The organism is Acidobacteriota bacterium (assembly GCA_016703965.1).
Taxonomy (GTDB): Bacteria; Acidobacteriota; Blastocatellia; order Pyrinomonadales; family Pyrinomonadaceae; genus OLB17.
Window position 1 is genome coordinate 464,664 of record JADJBB010000002.1, and the last position, 13,420, is coordinate 478,083.

The 13,420-nt window shown below is 52.5% G+C and carries 11 protein-coding genes; 4 read left to right on the plus strand and 7 right to left on the minus strand.

The features are described 5' to 3' along the window. Positions 1–46: 46 nt before the first annotated feature. On the plus strand, positions 47–736 hold the full coding sequence (locus tag IPG22_02210) for a response regulator transcription factor (protein ID MBK6587122.1): 690 nt from the start codon (positions 47–49) through the stop codon (positions 734–736). A gap of 109 nt (positions 737–845) precedes the next feature. Here the strand turns inward: IPG22_02210 and IPG22_02215 are convergent, their stop codons facing one another. From IPG22_02215 to IPG22_02225, 3 genes are all read right to left on the minus strand, one after another. Continuing rightward, positions 846–1,508 carry a hemolysin III family protein gene (locus tag IPG22_02215; GenBank protein ID MBK6587123.1) on the minus strand — a complete coding sequence of 221 codons (663 nt, stop codon included), beginning with the start codon at positions 1,506–1,508 and terminating at the stop codon, positions 846–848. A 64-nt stretch (positions 1,509–1,572) separates the two neighbouring features. Next, positions 1,573–3,012 (minus strand): NAD-dependent malic enzyme, encoded by a 1,440-nt coding sequence (locus IPG22_02220; protein MBK6587124.1) that lies wholly within the window; start codon positions 3,010–3,012, stop codon positions 1,573–1,575. Between the two features lie 105 nt (positions 3,013–3,117). Beyond that, the gene (locus IPG22_02225; protein MBK6587125.1) at positions 3,118–3,720 is read right to left on the minus strand and encodes a hypothetical protein; all 603 of its coding nucleotides are present in this window, start codon (positions 3,718–3,720) and stop codon (positions 3,118–3,120) included. Between the two features lie 132 nt (positions 3,721–3,852). On the opposite strand from IPG22_02225, the gene hflX reads away from it, so the two are divergent. The 3 genes from hflX to IPG22_02240 all read left to right on the plus strand — a co-directional run bounded on the left by hflX (position 3,853) and on the right by IPG22_02240 (position 8,449). Further along, positions 3,853–5,550 (plus strand): GTPase HflX, encoded by a 1,698-nt coding sequence (gene hflX / locus IPG22_02230; GenBank protein ID MBK6587126.1) that lies wholly within the window; start codon positions 3,853–3,855, stop codon positions 5,548–5,550. Positions 5,551–5,683: 133 nt separating this feature from the next. Beyond that, the gene (locus IPG22_02235) at positions 5,684–8,002 is read left to right on the plus strand and encodes an HDIG domain-containing protein (GenBank protein ID MBK6587127.1); all 2,319 of its coding nucleotides are present in this window, start codon (positions 5,684–5,686) and stop codon (positions 8,000–8,002) included. 45 nt (positions 8,003–8,047) lie between these two features. Next, a complete protein-coding gene (locus IPG22_02240; GenBank protein MBK6587128.1) occupies positions 8,048–8,449 on the plus strand; it encodes a hypothetical protein in 402 nt (133 codons plus the stop codon). 80 nt (positions 8,450–8,529) lie between these two features. Here the strand turns inward: IPG22_02240 and IPG22_02245 are convergent, their stop codons facing one another. From IPG22_02245 to IPG22_02260, 4 genes are all read right to left on the minus strand, one after another. Next, positions 8,530–9,015: an HIT domain-containing protein gene (locus IPG22_02245; protein ID MBK6587129.1), complete on the minus strand. Its 486-nt coding sequence runs from the start codon at positions 9,013–9,015 to the stop codon at positions 8,530–8,532. Positions 9,016–9,106: 91 nt separating this feature from the next. Beyond that, positions 9,107–9,385, minus strand: coding sequence for an integration host factor subunit alpha (locus IPG22_02250; protein MBK6587130.1), 279 nt, complete (start codon positions 9,383–9,385; stop codon positions 9,107–9,109). A gap of 66 nt (positions 9,386–9,451) precedes the next feature. Next, complete coding sequence (locus IPG22_02255; GenBank protein MBK6587131.1) at positions 9,452–11,896, minus strand: 30S ribosomal protein S1; 2,445 nt, start codon at positions 11,894–11,896, stop codon at positions 9,452–9,454. Positions 11,897–12,251: 355 nt separating this feature from the next. After that, a complete protein-coding gene (locus tag IPG22_02260; protein MBK6587132.1) occupies positions 12,252–13,406 on the minus strand; it encodes a type IV pilus twitching motility protein PilT in 1,155 nt (384 codons plus the stop codon). Between the last annotated feature and the right edge of the window lie 14 nt (positions 13,407–13,420).

The window sequence follows — 13,420 nt, forward strand, 5'->3', positions numbered from 1 at the left end:
ATAAGGGTTAAAGAACCTCATTTTCCTCTGTGAACTCTGTGGCAAAATCTCTATGAAAATCCTCCTAGTCGAAGATGAAGAAGGCCTGATACTTACGCTGACCGACCGTTTGCACAGCGAGGGTTTTGAAGTAACTTCGGCGAATGACGGGAAGAAGGGATTTGACGCCGCTCTTGCTGGGAAGTTCGACCTTGTAATTCTCGACGTAATGCTCCCCAAAAAGAACGGCTACGACATCTGCCGCGACCTCCGACAAAAGGGAATTAGCACACCGATACTGATGCTTACCGCCAAGGGCGAAACGATCGACAAGGTTCTCGGGTTAAAACTTGGGGCGGACGATTATCTGACAAAGCCCTTTGAAGTGATCGAGCTTTTAGCTCGTGTCGAGGCTTTGCTGCGTCGTTCGCCGAATAATAATGAGGCTGTGCCGAATGGGGAATTTAAGTTCGGTGAGATCGGCGTAGATTTCAAGCGGGCTGAGGTTACAAAGGGTGGTCAGCCGGTGGATCTTTCAGCGATGGAATTCAGACTGCTGCAGTTTTTTATCGAGAATCGCGGGTCGGTTCATTCTCGAGATGATCTTTTAGATGCGGTTTGGGGTTATGATGCGATGCCGACGACGCGGACGGTTGACGTTCACGTGGCTTGGCTGCGACAGAAACTCGAAGAGAACCCGCGGCATCCGCAGTTCATTCAGACAGTGCATGGCTTTGGATATAAGTTTACTGTTTGAGTAGTGTAAGTCAGAACCGCCTGCGTGCGCGGGGGGGAACTAACTTGCATCGATTGAGCTTTATCTTCGCCGAAAGCCATCCGCCCGCTTACGCAGGCGGTCCTGACCCTTACGTCACATGCGGGATTACATACAGCACAACCGCGGCGTAATGAATGATGCTTCCAAGCAGGATGAATACGTGAAAGATCGCGTGGTGGTGCTTGATGCTCGTCCAAGGGAAGAAGATCACGCCGAGAGTATACGCTATGCCGCCTGCGACCGTTAAGATCACTGCGTTTAGTCCAAGAGTAGCTAAGAGCGGCTGTACGGCGAAAACGCCGAGCCAGCCCATCAGCACGTACGAGATCACGTTAATGGCAGCAAAACGATCGCGAATTACGAGCTTTACCAATATTCCTACGATCGCAAATGCCCAAATTCCGAACATCAGCTCGCGTCCCCAGGTCGAACCCGCGATGACCAGTCCAAACGGCGTGTAACTGCCTGCGATGAGGAGATAAATACAGCAGTGGTCGACGACCTGGAGATTCTTCTTCAGCCGCGGTGAGGTGGTGCTGTGATAAAAGGTCGAAGCGGCATAGAGCACGACGAGCGACAGCCCGTAGACAGTGCAGCTCACGATCGACCAGAAATCTCCGCGAAAACTCGCAAGGATCACAAGTGCCGCAAAACCTATGACGCTTAGCAACAAACCAAATCCGTGCGTGATCGTGTTCGCGAGTTCCTCGATCGACAAAGCACCCAGTTTTTCCTTAATCACAGCTGTCATGTGAACCATAATATCAAATTATGGTTCGGTAAATTGTAACGTTTTTGTGTTTTCTTTTGGTCGTCTAGAACTGGGAATCCGAGTTCGAACGGAGCCGCCTGGCGACGCCGGTGGCGTAGGCAGCTTCCTCGACCTTTGCTGCGACCGCTTCACCGACACGGCGGTCGAAGACCGATGGGATGATGTAATCCGGATGCAGCTCGTCCGGGCCGATGATCCCGGCAATGGCCGTTGCGGCGGCGATCTTCATTTCTTCATTTATCTTCGAAGCACGGCAATTCAGAGCACCGCGAAAAATACCGGGAAAGCAAAGAACGTTATTGATCTGGTTTGGATAGTCTGAACGTCCGGTAGCCATGACGGCGACAAGCCCATTGGCGTCCTCGGGCATGATTTCCGGCGTCGGGTTTGCCATCGCAAAAACGATCGGGTCTTTTGCCATGTTCTTGAGATCATTCTCATCGATCACGCCCGGAGCCGAGAGGCCGAAGAAAACGTCCGCACCTTTAATGACGTCATGGATCGTGCCCTGTTCGGCATTTGGATTCGTGTTGCGGGCGTACCAGTCCTTCACCCAATTCATGTTCTCTTTACGGCCTGGATAGATGGCTCCGGTTGTGTCGCAGCCGATGATGTTCTTAACACCCGCTGCCATCACGATCTTCGAACACGCGACCCCCGCAGCACCGATACCGTTGACGACAACCTTAACATCCTCCATTTTCTTACCGACGATCTTGAGGGCATTCATGAGAGCGGCGAGTACGACGACCGCGGTTCCGTGCTGGTCGTCATGAAAAACCGGTATGTCAAGCTCTTCCTTCAAGCGGTCTTCGATCTCGAAACAACGCGGTGCGGAAATATCTTCCAGATTAATCCCGCCGAACGCGACCGAAATATTCTTTATCGTTTCGATTATCTCGTGCGGGTCCTTTGTGTTCAGGCAGATCGGGAATGCGTCGACATTGCCGAACTCCTTGAACAGCTGACATTTGCCTTCCATTACAGGCATCGCGGCGGCCGGGCCGATATCGCCAAGGCCCAGAACTGCCGTTCCATCAGATATGACCGCAACTGTATTTTTCTTGATCGTGAGGTTATATACCTTTTCCGGGTCCTTTGCTATCGCTTCACAAACGCGGGCAACGCCGGGCGTGTACGCCATAGAGAGATCCGACCGCGTCTTAAGCTGCATTTTTGAAGCGATCTCGATCTTGCCGCCGAGGTGCATCAAAAACGTCCGGTCCGAGACGTTCACAACATCAACTCCGTCTATATCCCGGACAGACGCGACTATTTCCTGATCGTGCGATTCGCTGGCAGCATTAACCGTAATGTCGCGTATAAGGTAGTCCTTGCCTACGCTGACGATGTCAATACCTTCGATATCGCCGCCGGCCTTGCCGATCGCTGTGGTGATCTGGCCGAGTTTGCCGGGTTGATTTTGAATTCTGACTCTGAGGGTAAGCGAGTAACTGGCGTTAGGTGTTGGTTTATGATTCATACAAATACAAAAGCCCGCACGTAGACGAGCTTCGACGCGAAATAAAAAGTATGCCGAAAAAGGTTCTTTAGGGCAAATACGACGAGCGCCCAACTTCCTGGCTGCTCAGATCATAGGCCTGATCAGCCCACGATAGATGCCGACAATACGCATGTCGTGAGCGGAGAGAATGATCGGCTTTATCTCGTTATTTGTCGCACGGAGTTCGACCTCTGAACTGGCCCGATAGTATCTTCGCAAAACGATCGTCTCATCGTTTAGCAGCGCTACCACAGGCTGTCCGCTTCGCGCGTAATCCCGTAGTTCGATGAGAATAATATCGTCAATATCTATCTCCGGGGCCATAGAGGAATCGGTTATTCTGAATGCTCGGACGTCTTCAGGATCGTAATCTCCGATCATAAACGAAGGGAGCATGAGCGGCGACTGGCTCTGAGTGCCATTCGAACCACCTTCGGGGATATCCAGCCAGGCTATAGAAACCGTGGTTCCCCTTTCCTTTATTTCCAGCGAGAAGTGTCGGTTTTCCCGCCGCCGTTGGAGCAATCCCTGAGACTCAAGGTCCTGAACGATCCGGGCAATACCCGACCGAGATCTAAGGCCAAGGCTATTCGCAATGCTCTGATACGAAGGCCGGAAGCCGTTCGTTTCCAGGTAGCGCGTAATGATATTTAGTACCTCACGCTGGCGCTTGGTCTGTGCGGGCATGAGAGTAGTTTAAGGTCCAACCGTCCAACTTCAAAGTACCGTATGAGCGAACTTTGAGCCTTGGCCCCTAATGTTTGAACCGATGACCACGAGATTTGCTATAATTACCCTTGTTACGGAGGTTTACGCTCTATCAGTGATGTTCACGGGTTTACCCGAGGTCTTAAACATAATCAGCTTCGCCGGATCGAAAAACTGGGCACACGGCGTGTCGCGGCGGACACTATAGTTTCGCCGGAACTCGCTCGCCAGATGTCCGAGATCTCGCATGAGACCGGAAGGCAGATCGGTGTTCTGATCAACCGTAAAGGCCAGATCGACTACGTAATGGTCGGTACGGCAAAGTCTATCGAGCTGCCGGATTTTGGCCGAGCCCGTGTTTCCGAAGACCGTTTTCGCGGCCTGCGGTGTGTTCACACGCACCTTTCAGGTGAAAAGCTGACGCAGGACGACCTTACCGATCTCGCGCTACTTCGGCTTGACCTGATGTCAGCTATTCAGGTCGATCGGAAAGATGGGCTACCCGGCATGGTCTATTCCGCCCATCTCGTCCCGACAAACGCTGAGAGCCTCGAGGCAGAAGCTCAGTCGTTACCTTACGAGTTTCTTGAGCCAAATATCCCATCGCAGCTCGACACCGATTTCACTTCGCTGATCAACTCACTCGAAGACGAAATGGCGCGTATTCGTCTCACCGGCCGCAACCGCCAGACTGGGCGCGATCGCGCGATCCTGGTAGGCGTAACCACCGGAGATTCGGACGAAGCCGCTGAGTCGATCGCCGAACTAAAAGAACTCGCGATGTCGGCCGATGTCGTCATCCTTGACACCATTATCCAAAAACGCCCGCAGATCGATCCGAAAACCGTGCTTGGGAAAGGTAAACTCGAAGACCTGCTGGTTCGTTCGATGCGTTTAGGAGCGGATATTCTTGTTTTTGACACCGAACTTTCGCCCGCACAGGTTCGCTCCTTGAGCGATGCTACGGAGCTGAAGGTCATCGACCGTCCGCAGTTGATCCTCGATATTTTTGCCCAGCGTGCACAGAGCAGCGAAGGTAAACTGCAGGTTGAGCTTGCTCAGCTCAAATATCTTTTACCTCGATTGGTTATCGGTCAAAACTCCGCATTCTCACGTCTCGCTGGCGGTATTGGCGGACGAGGTCCCGGTGAAACAAAACTCGAGACTGATCGCCGACGTGTCCGCGACAAGATCGCGCAGCTTGAGAAGCAAGTCGACAACCTTGGCCATCAACGACAGGAACGCCGTAAGAAACGTGTTCAGAAACACCTGCCGATAATTTCGCTGGTTGGATACACTAATGCCGGCAAATCAACGCTCTTAAATTCCTTGACTCAAAGCGAAGTTTACGCTGAAAAGAAGATGTTCGCGACGCTCGATCCTACCTCGCGGCGTTTGCGCCTGCCTTACGATCAGGAAGTTATTATCAATGACACTGTGGGATTTATCCGCGATCTGCCTGAGGCTTTGGTTTCGGCATTTCGGGCAACGCTTGAGGAGATCGCGGACAGTGAACTGCTGATCCACGTCGTCGATGCCGCACATCCGCAGGTTTTGCAGCAGATCGCTTCGGTTACAAAGATCATCAACGACCTGGATTTTGGCAAGATACCGCAATTGATCGTTTTGAATAAGACCGATCTGCTCAAAAAGCAGGATATCGAAAACCTGACGCGGCAAATTTCTATTGACTTGGGAGCACCAACCGTGTCAATTTCAGCTATCAAACGCGAAACCCTGCGGCCAATGGTCGTACAGATCGCTGAGCTTTTAGGTAAATCTGAGATCGCGGTCGGGCAGTTCGGATAGAATGAGCAAAAGGATAAAAGATCTCCGATCGCCGCTTTCTAAGTGGTTTGAATGGCTGCTCGAAGTTGTGGGGCGTCCTTTTGCTTCTTTGTCTGTCGGTCAAAAGTTCTGGATCGGGTTTGCAGTTTTCTGTGTGAGCACCACATTACTGATCCATAATCCGTTATGGCGAGCCAGCGGTGAACAGCTTTATAAAGAGGGCGATATCGCTCGTGAGAGCATCATCGTTCCCGCTGATGTTATCTACACGGACATCGAAGAATCCGAAAAGCTTAAAGAAGAATCGCGGAGGGCCGTGAAGCCCATCTTTCGCTACGAATCGAACAAGGCCGAGCAGGCTGTTCAGAGATTTATTTCCTCCTGGGAAAAGCTCCAGCGTCATGGCGGCGAAGGGGTGAATTCAAAACTATCGAACTCAGACGCAAAAGCTGAAACTCATTGGACGGGCGGCGGCGGACCAGAGGTTGGCAAAACCCTTTCTTCGCGGACCTTCAGCCGTAACGAACTCGACGCAGTTCAGGGTGCATTGAAAGAGAGTGCCGAAGGCTACATCTTCGACGATTCCGAGAATCAGTATTTTCAGAACGAGGTCTTTGTATTCGACCGTTCAAAACCAAACCTACAGACGAACGTCTCAATGCCGGAGAGCAACTGGACGCCGCTATCTGCAGCCCGTGAGAAATTCAAAACGAGGCTAGCCTCGATAAGAAGCCTTTCGCCGAAGGAGGCCGACGCGTTCTACACAGCGGGCGAGATACTGGTCGAGCCTAGCGTTTCATACGACAGTGTAGCGACGGAAACAGCCCGCCAAGCGGCGTCTGACAATATCGAACCACGTACCATTTCACTCAAACGCGGCCAGAAGATCGCTGACGAAGGCGACATCGTGACCGACGCGATGCTGACGAAGATCGCTGCACTCAGAAACTACAGTGCCTCATCGCGTCAGATCAATCGCTTTGTCGGCATCCTGATCCTCGTCAGTGGACTTTTCTGGCTCGGGTGGAAGTTTGTACAGCACCGCGGCGTGGTGCCGAGACTGGCGTTGTCGCCCCGTAAAACCTTTGCTCTTCTTGGTTTCGTTATCCTCGTTCAGACGGCTTTGCTGGCAATATTTTTTCGGCTGGCTGAATTTACGGCCATACAAAATATTAAGGCTCCGCTCAGCGACCCGATGTTGTGGTCATTCGCGGTTCCGTTCGCAACGGCGAGTTTGTTGATGACGCTGCTTGCGGATCGGCCGACTGCCTTGTTTACCGGTATTTTTGGTTCATTCATTGCAGGATTTATCGCACCTCGTGGATTTGAATTCGCGATATTTTCAGCCTTGGTGTCGGCCGTTGCGGTTTATGGGATTGGCCGCTATCGCAGCCGTCAGACCGTGACAATAGCCGGTGGATTGGTCGGAGTGGCGAGCTCGATCCTGGCTATCGCTCTGATCGCTTATACGCAGCAGCCGATAATTCTGAACACCATTTTGCTCTCGATAGCTTGCGGCCTGGCCAGTGGCATCATCACCTCGGCAGTGACTGCGGTTTTGCTTCCGATCTGTGAAAATGTTTTTGGCATCTTGACTGACGTGAAATTGCTCGAGCTTTCTAACGCTGACCTTCCGGCTCTTGGCCAGCTTGCTCTGAGAGCTCCGGGAACCAATCAGCATTCGCACGCTGTTGGGCAGCTTGCTGAAGAAGCTTGCCGAGTAGTCGGCGGCAATGGTCTGCTTGCCCGCATCGGTGCTCTTTATCACGACATCGGAAAGACTGCCGCTCCCGAGCATTTCGTCGAAAATCAGTCGAACAAAAATCCCCACGATCGCCTAAAGCCGACGCAAAGTGCGAAGATCATCATCAGCCACGTAAATTACGGCGTAAAGCTCGGCAGGGAAATGGGATTGCCAACGCGGATCATAGATTTCATCCCGCAGCATCATGGTACGCGAACGCTTCACTATTTTCTGAAAAAGGCTCAGGCCGAAGCTCGCGATCCTCATGATATTTCAGAAAATGATTTTCGATATCCCGGGCCGAAACCCCAATTCAAGGAGGCTGCGATCATGATGATCGCCGATTCGTGTGAGGCGGCCGCCCGTTCGTTAGCAGAGCCAAACCCGGTAAATATCCGATTTATTGTGACAAAGATCATCGACGCTATTCTGCAGGACGATCAGCTCGACGAATGTGACCTGACGCTACGCGAACTCACGCAGATCCGTGAATCGATGATAAAATCCCTCATCGCTATCTATCACTCGAGGGTTGATTATCCCGGCTACGTTCCGCCTAATTCAGGACAGTTTAAGTTTCCGGCGATAGAAAGCGACAGCGAAGAAAGAGGTTTGATGAAATACGCAGATCCAAAAGATATTCCCATCAGCCCGGGCGGTGAGATCGAGGACGAAGCGATCGACCGGTCCATCGAACCGAGAAAGGCCGATGCAAAAGCATCAAATTAGGAAAAATGCTCAAACGTTTACACATTCTGGTTCTCTGCCGCGATCATGTTTCAGCTCTTGACCGGGCTGATCCATTCGATCAGCCTTTTCGTTAATCCAGTGCCGGAAAGCGATGTCGAGCGTCAGATGCTGGAGTTGATGACCACCCACAAGATGAACATGGGGCCGGGCTTTACGCCGACGTTCTATAATCTTTTTACAGCCCTCAGCTCGTGTTTTACCTTCCTGTGTATCTTCGCGGCTCTCATCAACGGCTATCTGCTCTTTAAGCATACAGAACCCTCGATCATGAAGGGCATCATCGGCATCAACCTCGGTGTTTTCGCTTTTGTGTTTGCGGTGATGGCGTATTTTACTTTCCTGCCTCCGATCGTCTGCACGGGATTGATATTTTTCAATCTGCTTGCGGCGTTTATCTTTGTTCCAAAGATCGAATCTGCGGTGTAAGGATCGTAACCACGAGATCACAAAAATATAACCTATCCAGAAGAAGCCACTTCTTTGGTGCTTTTTCGTGTATTTCGCGGTTAGAACTTGCCTTTCAGCTTTTCGTAGGTGGTCTTGATCGTCTCGGGGATGGTGCGCGTCTGGCCGATGGCGGTCATGAAATTGACGTCTCCAACCCAACGCGGAAGCACGTGCATATGTATGTGGCTGTCAACCCCGGCTCCGGCGGCTTTTCCTATATTCATTCCGAGGTTTAAACCGTCGGGCGAATAGACCTCTGAGATCGCCGCCTGAGCGGCCTTGGTAAGGTCCATGAATTCGTCCGAGACCTGCTTGCTTGCCTGGTCTAGAGTGGAAAGATGCTCGTATGGGATCACCATCAGATGGCCTGATGTGTACGGGTAAATATTGAGGATGACAAAGTTAAACTCGGCCCGCTTGAGGATGAAATTCTCCTCATCGCTGGCCGAGTTTTTAAGTATGTCGCAGAAAACGCAGCCCGTTTTCTCGACAGGCCCGCTGCTCGTTATGTAATCGTATCGCCACGGGCTCCAAAGTACATCCATAATTCAGATTCAAACTGAAACAGGAGACGAAAGACCTGAGACTCATTTTTGTCTCTCGTCCCGCGTCTCCTGTCTCTGGTCTATTAATTAACTAGCTTTGGTTGATAAGCTCTTTGAGCTCCTTGCCCGGTTTGAAATACGCTACGCGCTTTGCCGGGATATCGACAGCCTCGCCCGTCTTGGGGTTGCGGCCTTTGCGTGAATTACGTTCGCGAACACGGAAGCTACCGAATCCGCGAAGCTCTATCTTTTCACCCTTGTTAAGAGTGCCTGTGATGCTGTCAAAGATGATCTCAACCAGCTGTTCGGCATCTTTCTTTGTCATGTCCGCTTCCTGCGCAACTTTTTCGACTAGATCAGCTTTTGTCATTTCCTCACTTTTTCTCCAGAAAATCTGATTCCCGGTATTACCCTTATAAAAAACTAATCCCGGCAACTAAGCCGATTTCTTTTCCGATTCCTCAGTTGCTGCTTCTTCAGCCGGAGCTTCCTCAGTGACAGCTTCGGCAGCACCTTCAGCTTCGGCTTCAGCCGCAGGAGCCTCTTCGACAGCGGTTTCAGCTACAGGCTCTTCGGCCGGAGCTTCTTCCGCTGCTGCTACTTCGGCGGCAATTTCGGTTTCGGGTGCAGCTTCCGTGACCACTTCTTCAGCCGGAGCTTCTTCAGTGGTTTCAGCGGCAGGAGTTTCCTCAGTTTCGCTGGCAACCTCAGCCGCGGGAGCCTCCTCGGTTTCAGCAGCCGGTTCTTCGACCGGTGCCTCAGCTTCAGCCTGAGCTGCTTCAGCGGCAGCGGCTTCCTTAGCGGCGAATTCCTTCGCCTTCGCTTCCTTAGCAGCAGCCTTAGCACGCTTCTTCTCTTCCGGATCTTCAGCAACCGGAGCCTCAGCTTCCGGTTCGCCGCCGAATCTCAAGTTAGCAAGCTCGCCTAACGAGGCCATGCCGCCCTTGGCTTCGGTCGAATACATTCTCGTATCTACGATCGGTTCGTCTTCCTTGCCGACTGCACGATGCGAAAGTCCGATCTTCTGGTCGACAGGCTCGATGCGGAGGATCTTGAAGTCCATTTCCTGGCCGACCGAAACGATCGACTCAGCATTTTCGACACGCTCATCAGAGAGTTCCGAGATGTGGCATAGGCCTTCCAATCCTTCACCAAGTTCGACGAAAACGCCGAAGTTGGTGTGACGTGAAACCTTACCGCGAACAACGTCACCCGGACGGTGTGTCGCCACGAAGCCTTCCCATGCACTTGGCGTGAGGTCTTTCATCGAGAGCGACAGACGCTGGCCGCGTTTGTCGATGGATGTGACGATGGCTTCGACTTCCTGATCTTTCTTAAGTACATCCTTCGGATGCTTGATCTTTTTGGCCCACGAGATGTCCGAAACGTGAACGAGGCCGTCGATACCTTCCTCGAGTTCAACAAACGCACCGAAATCGGTGAGGTTGCGAACGCGGCCGATGATCTTGGCTCCGATCGGGTATTTGATATCGACCATATCCCAGGGATTTTCCTGGAACTGCTTCATGCCGAGGCTGATGCGTTTTTCGACGGTATCAACACCGAGAACCTGAACTTCGACTTCCTGTCCCTTGTGGAACATGCGTTTCGGGCTCTGTGCACGGCGTGACCATGAGATCTCGGAAACGTGAACGAGGCCTTCGACACCGGCTTCGAGTTCGACAAAGACGCCGTATTCGGTTACCGATGAAACAATGCCCTTGAGCTTCGTGTTGACCGGATAAACCTCAACAACCGTCGACCAGGGATCCGGGAGAAGCTGTTTGTAGCCGAGCGAAACTTTTTCTTTCTCGCGGTCGAGCTTCAGAACTTTAACCTGAAGGTGATCGCCGACTTTGAACTGGTCTCCGGGGTGATGGATGCGTCCCCATGACATATCGGTCACGTGAAGCAGGCCATCGATGCCGCCGATATCGACGAAAGCACCATATTCCGTGAGATTTTTGATCGTGCCGTCGACAATGTGGCCAACTTCGATCTTCGCCAGCGTCTCGGCTTTCTGCTCGTTGACAACGAGGTCGGTAATGACCTTGCGCGAGAGGACGATGTTGTTGCGGCGACGGCTGAATTTGATTATCTTCGCTTCGATATCCTGGCCGATGTATGTATCAAGGCCGCGGATAGGACGCGAATCGATCTGCGAACCAGGCAGGAATGCTTCGATACCGTTGATGTCGACCCGCAGGCCGCCTTTGGTTTTGTCGACGACCTTTCCGACGATCGGGGTTTCCGAATTAAATGCGGTTTCGATCTCGTCCCAGACCTTGCGGCCGAGGGCATCCATTCTCGAAAGCTGCGGTGCTCCGTCGCCTGAGTGGATGCTGCGGATAATGACCTCGACCGATTCGCCGACCTTAGCTGTCATTTCTCCGCTCGCGTCTGTGAATTCCTCAACGGGTACGAACCCTTCTGATTTGTAGCCAAAATCAACCAGAACTCCACGGTCGGTCACGCCGACGACTTTGCCCTCAACGAGCTCGCCTTGGTGAAACACCGTCTGTTCCTGTTCGAACTGCTCGAGGATGGCGCCGAAGTCGATCTCACCGGATGCGGCGGTATCATCGTCTTCAGCAGCAGCCTGCACAGGTGCTGGAGCCTTTACCGGTTCTTGAACCGGAGCGGCAGCAACTGGAACTTCCGCGGCCGGAGCCTCTGGAGCAGCTTCAGCGACTGCCGGTGTTTCGGCAACTGGGGCCGTTTCCGCTGCAGCCGGAGCTTCAACAGCTTCTTCTTGAGCAGCTGCTTCGGTGGTTGTTGGTGCAGCGGCCTCAGCCGTCGCGGTGGTTGATTCTGTCTGTTCTATCGCTGTTTTCTCGATCGTTGCCGATTCTTCAGCGTCCTGGGTTAACTCGTTTGTCATTTACGCCTGTTCTAAATCCTTGTATTTACTTTGTTTTTAACTATTTACCACCTTGAGCCGACACGGAGAAAACCGCCTTTCATTCCCTGAGCTTCACGATCCCAAAAGCAGATGCAAGGCCAACGCAACGAAAGTGCCCGGTTTCCTATCGGTCCGCTCAATGAGGTAATAGGCAAATGTACACGCGCTGAGGCCCTGCTGTCAAGACAAAACAGCCGAAAAACCTTGAAACATAAACATTTGAGAGATTTTACTTCTCGCAAAGACGGGCTGTGAAATGGCTTGCCAGATCGATAAAAACAGTTCAGCGGCCAAAATTCGTCGTTTTGGCCGCTGAAATTGCCTTCTAGTAACGCTATCCTCTTTGGATATAATCGGTTACCGTTCCGACGCCGCTCAATTTTTCCATTTCTTCGCGTGAGCTGGCCGTCGTGTTCTGGATGCCGGCGAGACGCAGGCGGAATTCGTCCGGATTGGTCGAACCTCTCAGGGCTTCGTCGAGCTTGATGAGGCCTGATTGGTAGAGGTAAAACAGAGATTGGTCAAACGTCTGCATCCCGTACTGTGAAGTACCGGCAGCGATCGCGTCGCGGATCGACGAAGTTTTGTCCTCGTGAAGGATGTAATCTCTGATCAACGGTGTTGAACGCAAAACCTCGACCGCCGGGATGCGGCTGCTGCCTTTCGCCGATTTCATCAATCGCTGCGATACCACCGCTTTCAACAATCCCGCCAATTGTATCCTTATCGACTTTTGCTGGTATGGCGGGAATGCCGAGATTATTCGCGTTAGCGTCTCCGGAGCATCCAGAGTATGCAGCGTAGAGAGCACCAGGTGTCCGGTCTCGGCGGCGACGAGCGCCGTTTCGATGGTTTCGAGATCTCGCATTTCGCCGACGAGGATCACGTCAGGATCCTGACGGAGCGAGCCGCGGAGTGCCTCGGCAAAATTACGCGTATCGACATCGACCTCACGCTGCGTGACGAAAGATTTTTTATCCTTGTGCAGGAATTCGATCGGATCCTCGATCGTGACGATGTGGCAGTTGCGGGTTTGGTTGATGTGGTCGACCAACGCTGACAGCGTGGTCGATTTGCCCGAGCCGGTTGTTCCGGTTACCAAGATCAGGCCGCGGTTCTCTTCCGCGATCGTATTAAGGATCGGCGGCAGGCCGAGATCGGCAAAGGTTTTGATCGTGTCCGAAATTACGCGGGCGACGATGCCGATGGAGTTTCGCTGCTGAAAAATATTGACGCGGAAACGTCCAAGCCCGGAGACGCCGTAACCGATATCGACCTCGTAAGCTTCTTTAAAATGCTGCTTCTGACGGTTCGACATCATCGAGAACGCCATCTCCAGCGTCTCGTCCTGCGTCATGCGGCTCACGCCTGAGAGCGGCTTCAGCTCACCTGTGACCCGGATGACCGGATACGAGCCCGCCCGCAGATGCAGGTCGGATGCTCCAAAGCTCATAGCCATTCGCAGAAGATCGTCGATTCGTGTTGCCATACTCTAACGGGAGC